This window comes from Streptococcus sp. HMSC076H09 (assembly GCF_001811765.1).
GTDB classification, from domain to species: Bacteria; Bacillota; Bacilli; order Lactobacillales; family Streptococcaceae; genus Streptococcus; species Streptococcus agalactiae.
Window position 1 is genome coordinate 25,962 of record NZ_KV806604.1, and the last position, 18,905, is coordinate 44,866.

An 18,905-nucleotide genomic window follows, 5' to 3' on the forward strand; every position below is an offset into this window, starting at 1 on the left:
ATTTCCTTTAGTTGATAGTTCCAAAACGACGAATTGGCCAGAAGCGGAATTTAACCTCTCCCACAATTGTTGATTTTTTGAAGGGACCGACGGCACGACTATCTTTAGAGACAATTCGGTCATCACCAACAAGATAATAGTGGCCTTTAGGCACGACAGTAGTAAATTCGCTGCTGCCATTGCTGTCAGTAGTGAAAGCGGTAGAGCTTTGTGCTAGGTCTTGGAAAAGTGGGTTATACGAATATTTTTCCTGTAATTTATCCTTTTTAAATAATTTAGTATATTCCTTGAGGTAAGGTTCTTCTGTTTTTTTATTGTTAATAGTTAAGGTGTCATTTTTATATTTGATGACATCACCTGGCATACCAATGACACGTTTAACAATTTTTTTCTTTTGGCCGCCTTCTTCTTCGTTAGCCACTACAATATCGAATCGATTGATTTTTGTTTGTTTGAGAACTACTAGCTGTTCCTTGTCAGCTAAAGTTGGATCCATGGAGTGTCCGTCAACTTTAACGAATTGCCATAAAAAGATACGCGATAGTAAAAAAAGTGAGAGGATGAGGATAAAGACACCCCATTCTTTAATAAATTCTTTCATAATTTTCCCTGCTATTTATTTTAATAATGCTTGTGCTTTTTTGGTGTTGGCAAAATGAAGTTTTGCGCAGTGTTCAAGCGAAGAGATACCATAAGCTTTGAGTAATTGGCTAGCGACCTTATCAGATTGGTGACCAGCTCCACTTGGAAGTTTATATCCTACGTCGTCGCTTAATTTGTTAAGATTTTCTAAGAATAGATTACGTGCAATAATAGAACTGACCGCTACAGCTAGATATTTATTTTCAGCTTTTTCTTCCAGAGTAATCGTTTGTTTAAATTGATTCTTTTCATTTTTCAAATAGTTTTGATAGTTTTTGGAGCTAGTAAAAGCATCAATAACGATTTTTTCTGGTTCAAAACCATCTTGAAGAAGAAGGAAGATAGCTTGGTTGTGCAAAGCAACTTTTACGGAGACAGCATTATGTTTGTTATTTGGACCAACCACTTGATTATATTTTTGAGGCGATAACAATAATGCTTTGTGTGGAATTGCTTTTTCCAAAAGAGGTGCGATTTGCTTAATTTTTTGATCAGTAAGTGTTTTTGAATCACCAACACCTAATTTTTTGAGGTAAGCATGGTCCTTAGGAGTTACAAAACTAGCTACCACTGCCAGTCCACCAAAGTAAGAGCCATTTCCCACTTCATCAGTACCAATTATGGGAATATCTTGAGTCTCAGAGGAACAACTTTCTTTTTGCTCAATATAACCATACTTTTGGGCGATATGTGAAGCGTTAGAACCCTGGAAGACAAGTTTTCCAGAAGTATATAAAAGAACAGTAGTTCCTGATATTTTAGCTGAAAATACCACATAAGGATTATTATTACTTATATGATGTTGAGCTAAATCGGTTCTTATCTTTTCTTGCAATTTTTTATCTGCTTGCATGACGATTGTGTTCATAGACAATATTCTATCATAAAAAAGAGGAATAAGGGAATAGACAAGTAATGATAAGGGGTAGAATTTTACGAAAGCCCTATTTTACGGTATAATGCTAGCAGAGGTATAGTATGGAAACAAAAATAAATAATAGTCAGAAAAATCGTTATAAATTTGTCTTTGGAGATAAGCCTCTCACATTGACGACAGATAAAGACAACCTTTTTATGGAAGAGATTGAGCGTGTAGCTACAGAAAAGTATGAAGCTATTAAAGAAAAATTACCTAATGCTGATAATGAAACGATTGCTATTCTCATGGCAATTAATGCTTTATCAGTGCAACTAAGTCGAGAAATTGACATTGAAAAAATGGAAGATGAGCTCAATAAGTTACGCTCCAAAACGATTTCGGACATTAAAGAAAAAGTGAGTGAGGATTAATCATGCTATCATTGCTTTTGCTGATTATTGTTATTTGGCATTTTTATATTGGCTACAGTAGAGGTATTTTTTTACAAGTCTTTTACGTGTTAATGTCAATGGTATCTTTGATGATTGCTAGTCAATTTTACCAAGAATTAGCTAGTCAGATTACGTTATGGGTACCGTATTCTAATCCTGTACAAGGAGTAGAAGTTTACTTTTTTAAAGATATTAGCAAATTTCAATTGAGTCATGTTTATTATGCAGGTGTTGCCTTTGTTTTTATCTACAGTTTATCTTACTTAGTAGGTCGCTTGCTAGGTGTTTTACTACATTTAGCACCAGTTGAACATTTTGATAGCTTACAAAATAATATTATTAGTGGTTTTTTAGCCGTTCTGGTTTGTCTCTTATTTATGAGTATGTGTTTGACTATTCTGGCAACAGTCCCTATGTCATTTGTTCAAGAAAAGTTATGGAATAGTCTGTTTGTTAGATTTTTAATTAACGACTTACCATTCTTCTCTCAGTTTTTGGTAAGGACTTGGGCGGTAGGTCTTTGAATAGAATGTTTAGTAAGGTTGGAGTAAGAGTTCCAACCTTTTTAACGTTGTCATTTTGTGATAAATTTAGGTATAATGAAGAGTATGAATAACAAGATTTTAGAACAGTTAGAATTTAACAAAGTTAAGGAATTGATATTACCTTATCTCAAGACAGAACAATCACAAGAAGAATTATCAGAGCTGGAGCCGATGACGGAGGCTCCTAAAATAGAAAAAAGTTTTAATGAAATTTCTGACATGGAACAGATTTTTGTTGAACATCACTCATTTGGCATAGTCAGCCTAAGTTCAATCTCTGAGAGTTTAAAACGCTTAGAGCTTTCAGCTGATCTTAATATTCAAGAACTTTTGGTTATCAAAAAAGTTTTACAGAGTTCTTCGGATATGATTCACTTTTATTCTGATTTGGATAATGTTTCTTTCCAATCTTTGGATCGTTTGTTTGAAAATTTGGAACAATTCCCTAATCTGCAAGGGTCTTTTCAAGCTATCAATGATGGTGGTTTTTTAGAACATTTTGCGAGTCCAGAATTAGAGCGTATCCGTCGTCAATTAACAAACAGTGAACGACGGGTTCGTCAGATTTTACAGGATATGCTTAAGGAAAAAGCAGAGCTTTTATCAGAGAATCTAATCGCTAGTCGTAGTGGACGAAGTGTCCTACCAGTAAAAAATACTTATCGGAATCGTATTTCTGGTGTGGTTCATGACATCTCTTCTTCAGGAAGTACTGTTTATATTGAGCCTCGTGCTGTAGTTACACTAAACGAAGAGATAACGCAGCTTAGAGCTGACGAACGTCATGAAGAAAGTCGTATTTTACACGCATTTTCAGACTTGTTAAGACCCCATGTCGCCACTATTAGAAATAATGCATGGATTCTTGGGCATCTTGATTTTGTAAGGGCTAAATATCTTTTTATGTCTGATAATAAGGCGACGATACCTGAGATTTCTAATGACAGCACGTTAGCATTAATCAATGTTCGTCATCCTCTGTTAAGTAACCCTGTGGCTAATGACTTACATTTTGATCAAGATTTAACTGCAATTGTCATCACTGGTCCCAATACTGGTGGTAAGACGATTATGCTAAAAACACTCGGTTTAGCACAATTAATGGGACAGTCTGGTTTGCCAGTATTAGCGGATAAAGGTAGTAAAATTGCAGTATTTAACAATATCTTTGCAGATATTGGCGATGAGCAATCTATTGAACAAAGTCTATCAACCTTTTCTAGTCATATGACGCACATAGTTAGTATTTTAAACGAGGCTGACCACAATAGTTTAGTTCTCTTTGATGAACTGGGAGCAGGAACGGATCCTCAAGAAGGTGCTAGTTTGGCTATGGCTATTTTAGAACACCTTAGGTTAAGTAATATCAAAACGATGGCGACCACGCACTATCCAGAATTAAAAGCTTATGGGATTGAGACAAATTTTGTAGAGAATGCGAGCATGGAATTTGATGCCGAAACGCTTAGCCCTACGTATCGCTTTATGCAAGGAGTTCCTGGACGATCAAATGCATTTGAAATTGCTTCTCGCCTTGGTTTAGCTCCATTTATTGTTAAACAAGCTAAGCAGATGACAGATTCTGACTCAGATGTTAACCGTATTATTGAACAGTTAGAGGCACAGACACTTGAGACACGTAGAAGACTGGATCATATTAAAGAAATTGAACAAGAAAACCTCAAATTCAATCGTGCGGTTAAGAAACTCTATAATGAATTTTCGCATGAGCGCGATAAAGAGTTAGAAAAAATCTATCAAGAAGCTCAAGAAATTGTAGATATGGCTTTGAATGAGAGTGATACTATCTTAAAAAAACTCAATGATAAGAGCCAATTAAAACCTCACGAAATTATAGATGCTAAGGCACAAATAAAAAAATTAGCACCTCAAGTTGATTTATCAAAAAATAAAGTCTTAAATAAGGCTAAAAAAATCAAAGCAGCTCGTGCTCCTAGAATTGGTGATGATATTATAGTGACTAGCTATGGACAGCGAGGTACCTTAACTAGTCAATTAAAAGATGGACGTTGGGAAGCACAAGTGGGAATTATCAAAATGACATTAACACAAGATGAATTTACCCTTGTTAGAGTCCAAGAAGAACAGAAAGTCAAAAGTAAACAGATTAATGTGGTTAAAAAAGCTGATAGTTCTGGACCAAGAGCTCGACTTGATCTTAGAGGTAAAAGATACGAAGAAGCTATGCAAGAGTTAGATAATTTTATTGATCAAGCATTGCTTAACAACATGGGACAAGTTGATATCATTCATGGTATTGGTACAGGCGTTATCCGTGAGGGAGTGACAAAATATCTTCGTCGTAATAAGCACGTTAAGCATTTTGCTTATGCCCCACAAAATGCAGGGGGATCTGGCGCCACAATTGTAACGTTAGGGTAAATTATGGAATCATATGAACAATTTTATGCCAAACTATCTCAACCTTTTAGAAAATCCCCACAGTTAATAATTCTTTTAAATTTTTTACTAAAAATAGTCACAGGAATGATGTACATACTCTATCCATCTTTTCTGATATTTACTCTTTGGCAAGGGATGACATTTCAATTATGGTTAAGGCTATTAATTATCCCTGCTGTTGGCTTTATAGCTTTGTCTTACATTAGGAAACGCCTTGATTTTCCACGACCATATGAAAAATGGAATATTAAACCTTTAATTTATAAGGATACTGAGGGAAGGTCAATGCCTAGCAGACATGTTTTTTCAGCTACGATGATTAGTATGTGTTTGTTACGATATTATGTTTACTTTGGAATAGTTTGTTTAATATTATCGGTTCTATTGGCAATTTGCCGTGTGATAGCAGGTATTCACTATCCTAAGGATGTTATTGTAGGTTACCTTATTGGCTTGATTTTAGGGCTTTGTTTATTTATTTAGCGAGTTCGTAGCAAATAGTTTCAAAAACAACTAAATTCTTGTACAATAGGCTTATCATTAAGATGAAATGGAGAAAAAAGATGGCATTAGAAGTAACAGATGCTACGTTTGTAGAAGAAACTAAAGAAGGTTTAGTACTCATTGATTTTTGGGCAACTTGGTGTGGTCCATGTCGTATGCAAGCACCAATCTTAGAACAGTTATCTCAAGAAATCGATGAAGATGAACTCAAAATTTTGAAAATGGATGTTGATGAAAATCCGGAAACTGCCCGTCAGTTTGGTATTATGTCAATTCCAACATTGATGTTTAAAAAAGACGGAGAAGTGGTTAAACAAGTTGCAGGTGTTCATACTAAAGACCAACTGAAAGCTATTATTGCTGAATTGAGTTAAATAAAATAAAGCCCAGCGTCACGCTGAGCTTTATTTTATTATCTACTAACTTAAATGGAACAACCATGTAAAAATAAAACGACTTGCAAAAAAGGTGGCAACAGTAATGAGGAAAAATACAGTGACAATAAGGGGTTTCTGATAAGGAAGTTTTGCTCTTTCTTCCCGTTTTTCGATTTCGTCTAATAATTTTCCACTTGAAACAGCTAGGATTTCCTTATAAGTTTGCACATCATATTTTTTCTTAAAACGTTCCACACGATTAGCATAAGTCATAGTAATTATCGATAATAAAACAAAAATGCCAAGTCCTAGCCACTCTAAGAAATAGACTAATGGATAACTTGAAATCATTAATAGTATCATCAATGTTACCATTACTTTGGTATCTCGTTCAAAATTCTTTTTATCAACCTGAGTGATGGTATATTTCATTTTCTCAATGTCTCCTTTAATTAGTTGGTCTAAGCTCACTTGAAAAATTTGACTTAGGAGTAAGAGGCTATAGATGTCTGGGTAGGTTTTGTCATTTTCCCAGTTAGATATGCTCTGACGGCTTACATAGACTTTCTCGGCTAATTCTTCTTGAGAGAGCGCTTGTTGTTTACGGTAGCGAATAATTTGCTGACCAATTTCCATAAATATCTCCTTTCATAATATTAGTATAAGAATGATAAGCTAACGGGTCTATCAAATGTATTTGACATTAGGGATAGACCACTATTTATAGGGTATTAAAAGATAATCTGAGGAAAACTTTACAGCGGCGTAAAGGAATTGTAAACAAAAAGTGAACCGTCATAGTTCACTTGCGATTAAGCATTTTTCTGTTTTAAGTAGGTCTCCAGCATTTTCTTTTGTGGCGTTGCAAAGGGATACAGAGAAAAGTCCTCAATTGCTGCCCACTTTAGGTGAGGAGCATTAGGTAAATCTGTTGCTTTGACCACCCCCTCTATGAGTTCTATTGTCCACTTCTGGTGACTAAAAGTGTGCTTAATATTGGGAAAGTGATTATCAGTCCATTGGGGCTTTAATTGATATTCTCTTTGGAAAGTTTCATTTTGGGTTTGCCAGATTATGGGGTTGGATTGATTGTCATCAAATAAATCTAATTGTTGAGAAAGAGGTGACGTTTCGATAATAGGAAATGACCAAAAACCCCCTAGAAGTCTCCCTTTAGTATTTTTCTCCAGTAGATATTGGCCATTTTGGTTACGAATGACAAAAGCCTGAATTCGCATTGGTTTAGGCTTTTTCTTAGGATTTTTTATGGGATATTTACTATAAGTACCATTCAAATAAGCAGCATTAAAGAAACGAATAGGGCTTTCATCAGGTCTAGGTGTCTTAGCGGATTCGATGTCTGTACCCAGATCCATAAGTGCTTGGTTAAAATCACCGGGTCTGTCAGGGTCAATTAGTATTTCCATAATAGCTTGAAAAATTTTACGATTTTTAGGGTCACCGATGTCATAATTAACTTCAAACAAACGAGCCATGACACGCATCACATTGCCATCAACGGCAGGCTCTGGTAAGTTGAATGAGATGCTGGCGATAGCACCTGCAGTATAAGGACCAATCCCTTTTAATGAAGCAATATCATCATAAGTGTGAGGAAATATGCCACCAAAATCAACCATCACTTGCTGTGCAGCCTTTTGCATATTACGCACCCGAGAATAATAACCTAGTCCCTCCCATGCCTTTAGTAATTGTTCTTCAGGAGCGTCTGCCAAATCTTTTATTTGAGGAAACCACTCTAGAAAACGTTTATAATAAGGGATTACTGTATTAACTTGTGTTTGTTGCAACATGATTTCAGAAACCCAAATATAGTATGGATTAGTAGTTCTTCGCCAAGGGAGATCACGTTTTTCTTGGTCATACCACCCTAAAAGTGTGCGACGAAAAGAAGCGATTCTATCTTCAGGCCACATCTCAATTCCATAGTCTTTTAAATCTATCATAGATTAATTGTATCAAAGAAAGAGGATTTAACAAAGAGGTATGTTGACTAGATCGTAATTAATGATGAAGAAAAATGTTGCATCAATATTTTTTTCTTGACTTAAGGAAGCGTTTACACTATAATTAAATTATAAAGATAAAGTTTAAATCAAGGAGGTTATCCATGATCTATTACAATATCTCTAGGTATAAGAATGGAGACTAGTCTCCAAAAGAAAGATTGGTAGGCAAGCTAACTTTAGTTAATGGAGGTAGCGCTTATGTTAATTTTTAATATGGGTCGCTATAAGAATGGCGATACACTAAAATTGTTATCAATGCATTGATGTTGCAAACAGTCACAAGGATTTGAAGTTTTCTTCATTTCCTAGAAATAGTTGGAGGGGCACTTATGTTGGGTTTAGATGTAGGTCGCTACAGTAACGGTGACACATAAGTCCTTATATAATTTAAGGAAGACAGACAATGTGGTAATAGTTCATTACCATTAGCGCATGCTCGCTTGAGGTAATCATGAACAAATATAAACTAGGGTATACCCCTAGATGTGTTAGTAATTTTTGTTAGTCAAGGAGGTATTGCTAATCAAATATCTCAATATGAAAGATGTAAAATGGTAACACATATGAATAAAAGTTCGTGTATGTTTTGGTGTTACCAAAGGTAATAAAAAATAAAGAGGGACTCCCTAAATAGTATTTTAATATTTAAAAATATAAAATCGGAGACACTGAATTTTTCTCCAACGAAAACTTAAACCAATAAAGAATTCTTTAAATAATATGTTGAAGGTGAGGTGTAAACCTCGCCTTTTTATTTTTTAATTGAATTATAGAATGGGGATTGAACATAAGTCAGTAAAAGAAAATGGCTACATAGGTTTGATATAAGGCACATTTCAATAAAGAAAAATAAAAATGTTTTTAAATGATATCAGGGAAATAAAAACATAAAAACCTTGCATTATTAACTTATTTCTACTATAATAATATCTTGTGAGCATAACCTCACTTACTCATGAAAAATTCATGAGTCATTAGACCAAAAGGAGGAACATATCAATGGCTAAATACGAAATTCTTTATATTATTCGTCCAAACATTGAGGAAGAAGCTAAAAACGCTTTGGTAGCACGTTTTGATTCTATCTTATCTGACAACGGTGCAACTGTTGTTGAATCAAAAGATTGGGAAAAACGTCGTCTTGCATACGAAATCCAAGATTTCACTGAAGGACTTTACCATATCGTTAACGTTGAAGCTGAAGATGCAGTAGCTCTTAATGAGTTTGACCGTCTTTCAAAAATCAACGGTGACATTCTTCGTCACATGATCGTTAAAGTAGACTAAGAAGGTAGTTTATGATTAATAATGTAGTACTTGTAGGTCGCATGACCCGTGATGCAGAACTTCGTTATACACCAAGTAATCAAGCGGTAGCCACTTTTTCACTTGCAGTTAATCGTAATTTTAAAAATCAATCTGGCGAACGTGAGGCTGATTTTATTAACTGTGTTATTTGGCGCCAACAAGCTGAAAACTTGGCTAACTGGGCAAAAAAAGGTGCTTTGGTTGGAATTACAGGTCGTATCCAAACACGTAATTATGAAAACCAACAAGGTCAACGTGTCTATGTAACAGAAGTTGTTGCGGAAAGTTTCCAATTATTGGAAAGTCGTGCTACACGAGAAGGTGGTTCACCTAACTCTTATAATAATGGTGGCTATAACAATGCTCCGTCAAATAATAGTTATTCAGCTTCTTCTCAACAAACACCTAATTTTAGTCGTGATGAGAGTCCGTTTGGTAACTCAAATCCAATGGATATTTCAGATGATGATCTACCATTCTAATATAATAGATGGACAGAATTTAAAACTATAAAGGAGAAATAAACATGGCTCAACAACGTCGTGGCGGATTCAAACGCCGTAAAAAAGTTGATTATATCGCAGCTAACAAGATTGAATATGTTGATTACAAAGATACAGAGCTTCTTAGCCGTTTCGTTTCAGAACGTGGAAAAATTTTACCACGTCGTGTAACAGGAACTTCAGCTAAAAACCAACGTAAAGTAACAACAGCAATCAAACGTGCTCGTGTTATGGCTCTTATGCCTTACGTAAATGAAGATTAATATAAAATAGCCCTAGCGGCTATTTTTTTATTCTTTTTACCATTATTATTGGTATTTACGAGTCAAATAATAGAAAAATTTAGGATACCACCGTATTAACCGTGCAAAACAAATGGTTTTCCTGTATAATACTAAGGTATGGATTTTTTATAACAAAGGAGGAATCGCCATGAAGCAAATGTTTCTTTCAACGGCAATTGAATTTAAAGAAATTGAAACATTCGAGCCAGGTGCTTGGATAAATCTGGTTAATCCCTCCCAGGAAGAATCCGAACAAGTAGCTGATCAATTTGGTATTGATATTGATGATTTACGTGCTCCCCTCGATGTGGAAGAAACTTCCCGTATCTCGGTTGAAGATGATTATACTTTAGTTATTGTTGACGTTCCTACCTATGAAGAACGCAATAACAAAAGTTATTATATGACTATTCCTATGGGCATTATCGTTACTGACAACGCTGTTATTACTACTTGCCTAGAACATTTGACGCTGTTTGATCACTTTTATAGACGACGTGTCAAAAATTTTTATACCTTTATGAAGACACGTTTTGTTTTCCAATTGCTTTATCGCAATGCCGAATTATACTTACAGGCTTTGCGTACTATTGATAGGCAGAGCGATAAAATTGAAGCACAACTAGAGAGTGCAACTCGAAATGAGCAATTGATCGACATGATGGAATTGGAAAAATCTATTGTCTATCTAAAGGCCTCTTTAAAATTTAATGAGCGAATCGTCAAAAAATTGACCAGTAGTACCAGTAGTTTAAAAAAATACATTGAAGATGAAGATCTGCTTGAAGATACATTGATCGAAACTCAGCAGGCTATTGAAATGGCAAATATCTATGAAAATGTCTTAAATGCCATGACAGAAACGACTGCTTCAATCATCGGTAATAATCAAAATACCATTATGAAAACCTTAGCCCTAGTAACCATGACATTGGATATTCCAACGGTTATTTTTTCGGCGTATGGGATGAACTTTCAAAATAATTGGATGCCTTTGAATGGTCTCGCACATGGCTTTATCTATGTTGTCCTTTTGGCCTTTTTGATGAGTTCATTTGTTGTATTTTATTTTATTCGTAAAAAATGGTTTTAATAGTATATTAATCAAGGAGTTCACATGACTTTACAAGACTTAACTAAAAAGAATCAAGAGTTTGTTCATATTGCAACTAATCAACTTTTAGCTGATGGAAAATCAGATGCAGAAATCAAAGCTATTTTAGAAGAACATCTCCCAGAGATTATAGATAATCAGAAAAAAGGAATTACCGCACGCTCACTCTTAGGAGCACCAACTACTTGGGCAGCCTCATTCACTGAGCGACCTGAGGATAAAGCTAGAGTATCTGTACAAAAAAATACCAATCCTTGGTTGATGTGGTTAGATACTTCCTTACTATTTCTTGGCTTAGTAACTGCTTTGAATGGTTTAATGTTGCTATTTGGTCAATCTAATGTCAATACAGGGCTTATTTCAATTTTAACTCTTGGTTTTGGTGGTGGTGCGGCCATGTACGTTACTTATTACTATATTTATCGCCATATGGGTAAACCAAAATCTGAAAGACCAGGCTGGCTTAAATCTTTCGCAGTACTGGCACTAGTTATGTTAGTTTGGTTTGCCTTATTTGCAGTAGTACCTCTTCTACCTGCAACTATTAATCCTAAACTTCCTGAGGTTGTTTTGTTTATTATTGCTTTAGCATCGTTTGGTTTGCGCTTTTATTTACAACGTAAATATAATATTCAAAGCTCAATGGCACCAGTGGCACCACAACAAAGAAGATAATAACAAAGAGTATGAACGTATTAGTTCATCTCTTTTTTCTATGAAATTTAAAACTAAAAAAATACTGACTTTATTAAAATTTGATATAATAAGTCAACACTATTCAAAAAGGAGTGCTGAGGCACAACATTATGCAAGATAAATTAATGATAAGAGGAGCAAGAGCTCACAATTTAAAAAATATAAGTGTCGACATCCCACGAGACAAGTTAGTTGTCGTTACGGGACTATCAGGATCAGGTAAGTCTAGTTTGGCCTTTGACACTATCTATGCAGAAGGACAACGTCGTTACGTTGAAAGTCTTTCTGCTTACGCGCGCCAATTTTTGGGAAATATGGAAAAGCCTGATGTAGATTCTATTGATGGCCTTAGTCCAGCTATTTCTATTGATCAGAAAACAACAAGTAAGAATCCTCGCTCTACTGTTGGGACTGTAACAGAAATTAACGATTATTTACGTTTGCTTTATGCTCGTGTTGGAACCCCATATTGTATCAATGGTCACGGAGCCATCACAGCATCTTCTGTAGAGCAAATTGTGGATAAGGTACTAGCGCTTCCAGAGCGAACAAAGATGCAAATTTTAGCCCCAATTATACGTCGAAAAAAAGGACAACACAAATCAACATTTGAGAAAATACAAAAAGATGGTTACGTTCGTGTTCGTATTGATGGTGATATTCACGATGTTACTGAGGTGCCTGAATTATCAAAAAGTAAGATGCACAATATTGATATTGTAGTAGATCGATTAATTAATAAAGAGGGCATTCGTTCCCGCTTATTTGATTCCGTTGAAGCGGCTCTACGTTTGTCGGATGGTTATGTCGTTATTGATACAATGGATGGCAATGAGTTATTGTTTTCAGAGCATTATTCTTGTCCTGAATGTGGTTTTACTGTTCCTGAATTAGAGCCACGCCTTTTTTCTTTTAATGCTCCCTTTGGTTCTTGTACGACCTGTGATGGCTTAGGAATTAAGTTAGAAGTGGATATAGATTTGGTTATTCCAGATAAAAGCAAGACCCTTAGAGAAGGGGCCTTAGTTCCTTGGAATCCAATTTCATCAAATTATTATCCAACGATGCTAGAGCAAGCTATGACTCAATTTGGTGTTGATATGGATACGCCATTTGAAAAATTAAGCAAGGCGGAGCAGGACCTAGCCCTATATGGTTCAGGCGAACGAGAGTTCCATTTCCATTATATTAACGATTTTGGAGGCGAGAGAAATATTGATTTGCCTTTTGAAGGGGTTGTCAATAATATTAATCGTCGTTACCATGAAACTAATAGCGATTACACACGCAATGTTATGCGAGAATATATGAACGAGCTAAAATGTAACACTTGTCATGGCTATCGTCTCAATGATCAAGCACTTTGCGTAAGAGTTGGGGGAGAAGAAGGTCTTAATATTGGGCAAGTCTCAGATTTATCGATAGCAGACCATTTAGAACTTTTAGAAACGTTGCGTTTATCTTCAAATGAACAATTAATTGCTCGACCAATTATCAAAGAAATTCATGACCGCCTAAGTTTCTTAAATAATGTTGGGCTTAATTATTTAAATCTGTCACGTTCTGCAGGAACGCTTTCCGGGGGCGAGAGTCAACGTATTCGTTTGGCTACTCAAATTGGGTCTAATTTATCAGGTGTCCTTTATGTACTTGATGAACCGTCCATTGGACTTCATCAGCGAGACAATGACCGTTTGATTGATAGTCTTAAGAAAATGCGTGATTTGGGTAATACGCTTATTGTTGTTGAACATGATGAAGATACAATGATGGCAGCTGATTGGTTAATCGATGTGGGACCTGGCGCTGGTGCGTTTGGTGGTGAGATTGTGGCCTCTGGCACACCGAAGCAAGTAGCTAAAAATACTAAATCTATTACAGGACAATATTTGTCAGGTAAGAAAGTGATTCCTGTGCCATCTGAACGAAGAGTAGGCAATGGTCGCTTTTTAGAAATCAAAGGTGCGGCAGAAAACAACCTACAAAATTTAGATGTCAAGTTCCCTCTCGGTAAATTTATTGCCGTAACTGGTGTCTCAGGTTCTGGAAAATCAACCTTAATTAATAGTATTTTGAAAAAAGCTGTTGCGCAGAAGCTTAACCGTAACTCAGATAAACCAGGTAAATATGTTTCTTTAGAAGGCATTGAATATGTTGATCGATTGATTGATATTGACCAAAGTCCAATTGGTCGGACCCCACGTTCTAATCCCGCAACCTATACAGGTGTTTTTGATGATATTCGTGATCTTTTTGCTCAAACTAATGAGGCAAAAATTCGAGGTTATAAAAAAGGACGCTTCTCATTTAACGTCAAAGGTGGACGTTGTGAGTCTTGTTCTGGTGATGGTATCATCAAAATTGAGATGCATTTTTTACCAGATGTTTACGTTCCTTGTGAAGTATGCCACGGCACGCGCTATAATAGTGAGACTCTGGAAGTACATTACAAAGAAAAAAATATTGCACAAATTCTTGATATGACAGTGAATGATGCAGTTACATTTTTTGCAGCTATTCCTAAAATTGCTCGTAAGTTACAGACTATTAAGGATGTTGGTTTGGGATATGTCACTTTGGGGCAACCAGCTACAACCTTATCAGGAGGAGAAGCTCAGCGAATGAAGTTGGCAAGTGAATTACATAAGCGTTCGACAGGTAAGAGTCTTTACATATTAGACGAACCAACAACGGGGCTTCATGCAGATGATATTGCTCGCTTACTTAAGGTTTTGGATCGTTTTGTAGATGATGGTAATACAGTGCTTGTTATTGAGCATAACCTTGATGTTATTAAAACTGCTGACCACATTATTGATCTCGGCCCTGAAGGAGGTATTGGTGGCGGACAAATTGTAGCTATCGGAACACCAGAAGAAGTTGCTGAAAATCCTAAATCCTATACAGGATATTATTTAAAAGAGAAGTTAGCAAGATAGTTTATTGGGAGCTGAGTAATATTACTCAGTTCCTTTTTGTAAGCTAACATTGCGTAGAAGTCATTAAATGGAGAACGCTTTATTAGGAAAAATAGTGGGGAGATATTTTAGAAAAAGGAAATAATGATGTTTTGAAAAAAATAGTTTCTATGAGAATCTTTTTCTTGACAATAAAATTTAGCTATTATAAAATAGTTCTCACGATAACTAAAATAATGATTTTTTCAGAAAATAATATTATTTATTGATTAAAAAATCAAAAAATAACCTTATAAGACCTATTTGTTATTCTTAAAAGATATTAGTTAAAATCAGAAATAGAGATTGGAGATAAAATGACTACAAAAGCAAAACATGATATTCATGGCAAACCATATAATCGTACAGCCATGATCACCTTATTGTTGATTGCTACATTTGCAGGGGTGTTAAATCAGACAAGTTTGGGAACGGCTATCCCAACTTTGATGAATAGCTTTAACATTTCGTTGTCAACGGCTCAACAAGCAACAACATGGTTTTTATTAGCGAATGGGATTATGATTCCTGTTTCAGCTTATTTAGCGACACGTTTTTCAACAAAATGGTTGTATGTGACATCCTACGTTGTTTTACTTATTGGACTGTTAATGACGACGTTAGCACCTACATCTAACTGGAACCTTTTTTTAGTAGGACGTATTATTCAAGCGATTTCTGTAGGGATTTCTATGCCTTTGATGCAGGTTGTTATGGTGAATGTTTTTCCTCCAGAGCAGCGTGGTGCCGCTATGGGACTTAATGGTTTGGTGGTTGGTCTTGCCCCAGCTATTGGGCCTACATTAGCAGGGTGGATTTTAAAACAAGAATTTCATTTTGCAGGGCATGATTTGACATGGCGTGCAATTTTCCTTCTTCCTTTACTAATTTTAACGGTCACTACAATTTTATCCCCCTTTGTTCTAAAAGATGTGGTTGATAATAAGTCAGTTAAATTGGAAGTGCCTTCCCTTATTCTTTCAATAATTGGTTTTGGTAGTTTTTTGTGGGGCTTCACAAATGTGGCAACTTATGGATGGGGAGATATTGGATATGTTATTTCTCCTATTATGGTTGGTATTATTTTTATCGCCTTATTCATTCATCGTCAATTAAAACTAGAAACACCGTTCTTAGATATCCGTGTTTTCAAAAATAAACAATTCTCAGTAACAACAGCAGCTATTGCACTTTCAATGATGGCGATGATGGGTGTTGAAATGATGCTACCGCTTTACTTGCAAAATGTTCATGGTCTCTCTGCACTTGATTCTGGTTTAGCTTTATTACCAGGTGCCTTGATGATGGGGATAGTTAGTCCAATTTCTGGAGCTGTATATGATAAAGTTGGTGCAAGACGTATGGCTATGATTGGTTTTACCATACTAGGTGTAGCGACGTTACCTTTTGTTTTCTTAACGACTACAACACCAGATCATTTTATTACCCTCTTATATGCAGTACGTATGTTTGGTATTGCTATGGTTATGATGCCATTGACAGCAAGTGCGATGAGCGCACTTCCACCACATGAGGCAGCACATGGAACAGCAGCTAATAATACTGCTCGTCAAATTGCTTCAGCAGTTGTAGTTGCATTGCTTTCAAGTGTTGCTCAAAATATTATCACCAACAATAAACCATCAAAAGATTTGCTAACAATGAATCCTTTAAAATATGCAAATCAGATGTTGAATGCTAGTCTTGATGGCTTCCATGTTTCTTTTGCCATTGGTTTTGTATTTGCGGTTCTTGGTTTACTGGTATCTCTTTTCCTGAGAAAAGGGAAAATTATTGAGACGGAAAAGGAGGTATAGCATGATTATTTTGATTATTGCACTGGCAACTATTTTGACATTTGTCACATGGATGTTGATTCGTCCAAAAGCTCTACGGTATATTCTAGGTCTTCTCTCATTAGCTTTGTTATTTGCCTCAGTTTGGATGTTAACGGATCACTTTGTTAATCATACAGGTATGACTATTGAAACTAAGACAAAGACACGTGAGATTTATAGTGCGGGTGATAGTAACGCTCCATTTGGTCTCATGATTTATAAAGAGATTGGTACTCATTCGAGTAATAATGTTTTAGTTTATCGAACAGATTTAAATCAAAAAGAAGCAAAAGCTCACTTTGTTCCAAATACAAAAGAAGTGACAAGTGCTGTGAAAAAATCTGCTAGCTACCAATTAGCTGATGTGAAAAAAGCCACAGTAACAACAAAGACTAAACGTTATGTGTGGAAAGATAGTCTTTCGAAACTACTTTATGGCTTTGCAGGTGAAAATGGAGAATTGATTTCTCAGAAATCAGTTGCTAAAATACCACGAAAAACTTGGCTAGTTTTGACTAAAGAGCAGTCCGAACACTTAGAATCAGCTGCGGCTAAACTAAAAGAACAGATGACTTTGCAAGCAAAAGTAAACCCAGTGAAAGCTATGGAGATAAAGACATTAGCTAAGACAAATCCAGAAGCTTATGCTGAGATGCAAGTTAAAGCATTAAAAGAAGCTCTTAATATAAAAGAATAGTAAAGTAAAAGCAACTGAAATGAGTTGCTTTTCTTATAGCTAAATGTCTTAAAAGATGATAAAATTAATCTAATTAAGGTTAGAATAGCGAGGTTTCTTATGGGTTTTGAACAACGTCTAACTAGATGTCAAACAGCAATTTCACAATTATCATGTGACGCACTCTTAATAACGAATTTAACAAATATTTTTTATTTGACTGGTTTTTCAGGAACTAATGCAACGGTACTCATTAGTCCAAAACACCGGATTTTTGTTACAGATTCACGATATGCCTTGATAGCAAAGAATACTGTAAGAGAGTTTGATATTATCATTAGCAGAGAACCACTTGCGGCTATTTTGAAAATTATTCGAGATGACGCCTTGATGGCGATTGGTTTTGAAACTGATATCTCTTATCATATGTACAAACATATGGTGGAAGTTTTTGAAGATTATCGCTTGATAGAAGCTCCATCTGTTGTTGAAAAGTTACGTATGATTAAAGATGCAACAGAACTTGCGATCATCCGTCAAGCCTGTCGTATTTCGGACCAAGCTTTTTTAGATGTGTTGGATTTTATAAAGCCTGATCGAACAACTGAATTGCAAGTTGCTAATTTTTTAGACTTTCGCATGAGAGAATTAGGAGCAACTGGTCCTTCATTTGATTTTATTGTAGCATCTGGATATCGATCAGCGATGCCACATGGGGTTGCGAGTCAGAAGACTATTCAATCGGGAGAAGCTCTGACTTTAGATTTTGGTTGTTACTATCAGCACTATGTTAGTGATATGACACGTACGATTCATATCGGTCATGTCACTGATCAGGAACGCGAGATTTACGATATCGTTTTGAAAAGTAATCAAGCTATTATTGATAATGTAAAATCAGGAATGAAGCGTTGTGATTATGATTACTTGGCGCGACAAGTCATTGAAAATTCTGGATACGGTAATCATTTTACCCACGGTATAGGGCATGGTATGGGGCTTGATGTTCATGAAATTCCTTATTTTGGTAAGTCAGAGGGAGTGATTGCATCTGGGATGGTAGTGACTGACGAGCCAGGAATATATCTCGATAATAAATACGGTGTTCGTATTGAAGATGATTTATTAATAACGGAAACAGGTTGCGAAGTATTGACATCTGCACCTAAAGAATTAATTGTACTTTAAAGGAAAATAGAATGAATAGACTTTCTTGGGAAGATTATTTTATGGCAAATGCAGAGTTGATTTCTAAACGTTCTACCTGTGACCGTGCTTTTGTTGGAGCTGTTTTAGTCAAAAATAATCGCATCATTGCTACAGGTTATAACGGAGGAGTCTCTGAGACAGATAACTGTAACGAAGTGGGACATTATATGGAAGATGGTCACTGTATTAGGACTGTTCATGCTGAGATGAATGCCCTTATTCAGTGTGCTAAAGAAGGTATTTCTACTAATAATACAGAAATTTATGTGACGCATTTTCCTTGTATCAATTGCACCAAGGCGCTCTTGCAAGCCGGGGTTAAGAAAATTACTTATAAAGCTAATTATCGCCCACACCCATTTGCTATTGAACTTATGGAAGCAAAAGGAGTTGCTTATGTTCAACATGATGTTCCAGAGGTAACACTAGGGATGGAAGAGTAAAGAGGAAGATAGAGCATATATAAAATTTATTAAGAGGAAGTGAC

Annotated in this window: 19 protein-coding genes; 15 read left to right on the top strand and 4 right to left on the bottom strand. The window is 35.7% G+C overall.

Translation table 11 applies throughout. The annotated features are described in order from the left end of the window. Nucleotides 1-7: 7 nt before the first annotated feature. Both lepB and rnhC read right to left on the bottom strand, forming a co-directional pair. Nucleotides 8-601, bottom strand: a complete 594-nt coding sequence (gene lepB, locus HMPREF2818_RS05240) for a signal peptidase I (protein ID WP_000657514.1) — start codon at nucleotides 599-601, stop codon at nucleotides 8-10. 15 nt (nucleotides 602-616) lie between these two features. After that, nucleotides 617-1,510, bottom strand: a complete 894-nt coding sequence (gene rnhC / locus HMPREF2818_RS05245; protein WP_001092534.1) for a ribonuclease HIII — start codon at nucleotides 1,508-1,510, stop codon at nucleotides 617-619. A gap of 110 nt (nucleotides 1,511-1,620) precedes the next feature. Between rnhC and zapA the strand changes: the two genes are divergently transcribed. The 5 genes from zapA (at nucleotide 1,621) to trxA (ending at nucleotide 5,800) form a co-directional block, all read left to right on the top strand. Continuing rightward, the gene (zapA, locus tag HMPREF2818_RS05250; RefSeq protein ID WP_000448289.1) at nucleotides 1,621-1,932 is read left to right on the top strand and encodes a cell division protein ZapA; all 312 of its coding nucleotides are present in this window, start codon (nucleotides 1,621-1,623) and stop codon (nucleotides 1,930-1,932) included. Nucleotides 1,933-1,934: 2 nt separating this feature from the next. Continuing rightward, nucleotides 1,935-2,477: a CvpA family protein gene (locus HMPREF2818_RS05255; protein ID WP_000949954.1), complete on the top strand. Its 543-nt coding sequence runs from the start codon at nucleotides 1,935-1,937 to the stop codon at nucleotides 2,475-2,477. Nucleotides 2,478-2,561: 84 nt separating this feature from the next. Continuing rightward, nucleotides 2,562-4,901, top strand: coding sequence for an endonuclease MutS2 (locus HMPREF2818_RS05260; RefSeq protein ID WP_001060328.1), 2,340 nt, complete (start codon nucleotides 2,562-2,564; stop codon nucleotides 4,899-4,901). 3 nt (nucleotides 4,902-4,904) lie between these two features. Continuing rightward, a complete protein-coding gene (locus HMPREF2818_RS05265) occupies nucleotides 4,905-5,405 on the top strand; it encodes a phosphatase PAP2 family protein (RefSeq protein WP_000446812.1) in 501 nt (166 codons plus the stop codon). Between the two features lie 62 nt (nucleotides 5,406-5,467). Next, entirely contained in the window at nucleotides 5,468-5,800 is a 333-nt protein-coding gene (gene trxA / locus HMPREF2818_RS05270; RefSeq protein ID WP_001932060.1) for a thioredoxin, read from the top strand. Between the two features lie 45 nt (nucleotides 5,801-5,845). Here the strand turns inward: trxA and HMPREF2818_RS05275 are convergent, their stop codons facing one another. Next, a complete protein-coding gene (locus HMPREF2818_RS05275) occupies nucleotides 5,846-6,439 on the bottom strand; it encodes a helix-turn-helix domain-containing protein (RefSeq protein WP_000402395.1) in 594 nt (197 codons plus the stop codon). Nucleotides 6,440-6,615: 176 nt separating this feature from the next. Beyond that, nucleotides 6,616-7,770 carry an A/G-specific adenine glycosylase gene (gene mutY, locus HMPREF2818_RS05280; RefSeq protein ID WP_161512068.1) on the bottom strand — a complete coding sequence of 385 codons (1,155 nt, stop codon included), beginning with the start codon at nucleotides 7,768-7,770 and terminating at the stop codon, nucleotides 6,616-6,618. 1,062 nt (nucleotides 7,771-8,832) lie between these two features. Between mutY and rpsF the strand changes: the two genes are divergently transcribed. From rpsF to HMPREF2818_RS05330, 10 genes are all read left to right on the top strand, one after another. After that, complete coding sequence (gene rpsF / locus HMPREF2818_RS05285; RefSeq protein WP_001151773.1) at nucleotides 8,833-9,120, top strand: 30S ribosomal protein S6; 288 nt, start codon at nucleotides 8,833-8,835, stop codon at nucleotides 9,118-9,120. Nucleotides 9,121-9,131: 11 nt separating this feature from the next. Next, nucleotides 9,132-9,623, top strand: coding sequence for a single-stranded DNA-binding protein (locus HMPREF2818_RS05290; protein WP_000609585.1), 492 nt, complete (start codon nucleotides 9,132-9,134; stop codon nucleotides 9,621-9,623). 44 nt (nucleotides 9,624-9,667) lie between these two features. Further along, nucleotides 9,668-9,907, top strand: coding sequence for a 30S ribosomal protein S18 (gene rpsR, locus HMPREF2818_RS05295; RefSeq protein WP_000068665.1), 240 nt, complete (start codon nucleotides 9,668-9,670; stop codon nucleotides 9,905-9,907). Nucleotides 9,908-10,076: 169 nt separating this feature from the next. Beyond that, a complete protein-coding gene (locus HMPREF2818_RS05300; protein WP_000812121.1) occupies nucleotides 10,077-11,021 on the top strand; it encodes a magnesium transporter CorA family protein in 945 nt (314 codons plus the stop codon). Between the two features lie 24 nt (nucleotides 11,022-11,045). Further along, nucleotides 11,046-11,717: a DUF1129 domain-containing protein gene (locus HMPREF2818_RS05305; protein WP_000174846.1), complete on the top strand. Its 672-nt coding sequence runs from the start codon at nucleotides 11,046-11,048 to the stop codon at nucleotides 11,715-11,717. Nucleotides 11,718-11,848: 131 nt separating this feature from the next. After that, nucleotides 11,849-14,677 carry an excinuclease ABC subunit UvrA gene (gene uvrA, locus HMPREF2818_RS05310; protein ID WP_001152948.1) on the top strand — a complete coding sequence of 943 codons (2,829 nt, stop codon included), beginning with the start codon at nucleotides 11,849-11,851 and terminating at the stop codon, nucleotides 14,675-14,677. Between the two features lie 335 nt (nucleotides 14,678-15,012). Then, nucleotides 15,013-16,512: an MDR family MFS transporter gene (locus HMPREF2818_RS05315; RefSeq protein WP_000208365.1), complete on the top strand. Its 1,500-nt coding sequence runs from the start codon at nucleotides 15,013-15,015 to the stop codon at nucleotides 16,510-16,512. Nucleotide 16,513: 1 nt separating this feature from the next. Beyond that, nucleotides 16,514-17,230, top strand: a complete 717-nt coding sequence (locus tag HMPREF2818_RS05320; RefSeq protein WP_000584723.1) for a DUF4811 domain-containing protein — start codon at nucleotides 16,514-16,516, stop codon at nucleotides 17,228-17,230. Between the two features lie 99 nt (nucleotides 17,231-17,329). Next, a complete protein-coding gene (locus tag HMPREF2818_RS05325; protein ID WP_000505339.1) occupies nucleotides 17,330-18,397 on the top strand; it encodes a M24 family metallopeptidase in 1,068 nt (355 codons plus the stop codon). 11 nt (nucleotides 18,398-18,408) lie between these two features. Continuing rightward, on the top strand, nucleotides 18,409-18,861 hold the full coding sequence (locus HMPREF2818_RS05330; protein WP_001081097.1) for a deoxycytidylate deaminase: 453 nt from the start codon (nucleotides 18,409-18,411) through the stop codon (nucleotides 18,859-18,861). Nucleotides 18,862-18,905: the final 44 nt, after the last annotated feature.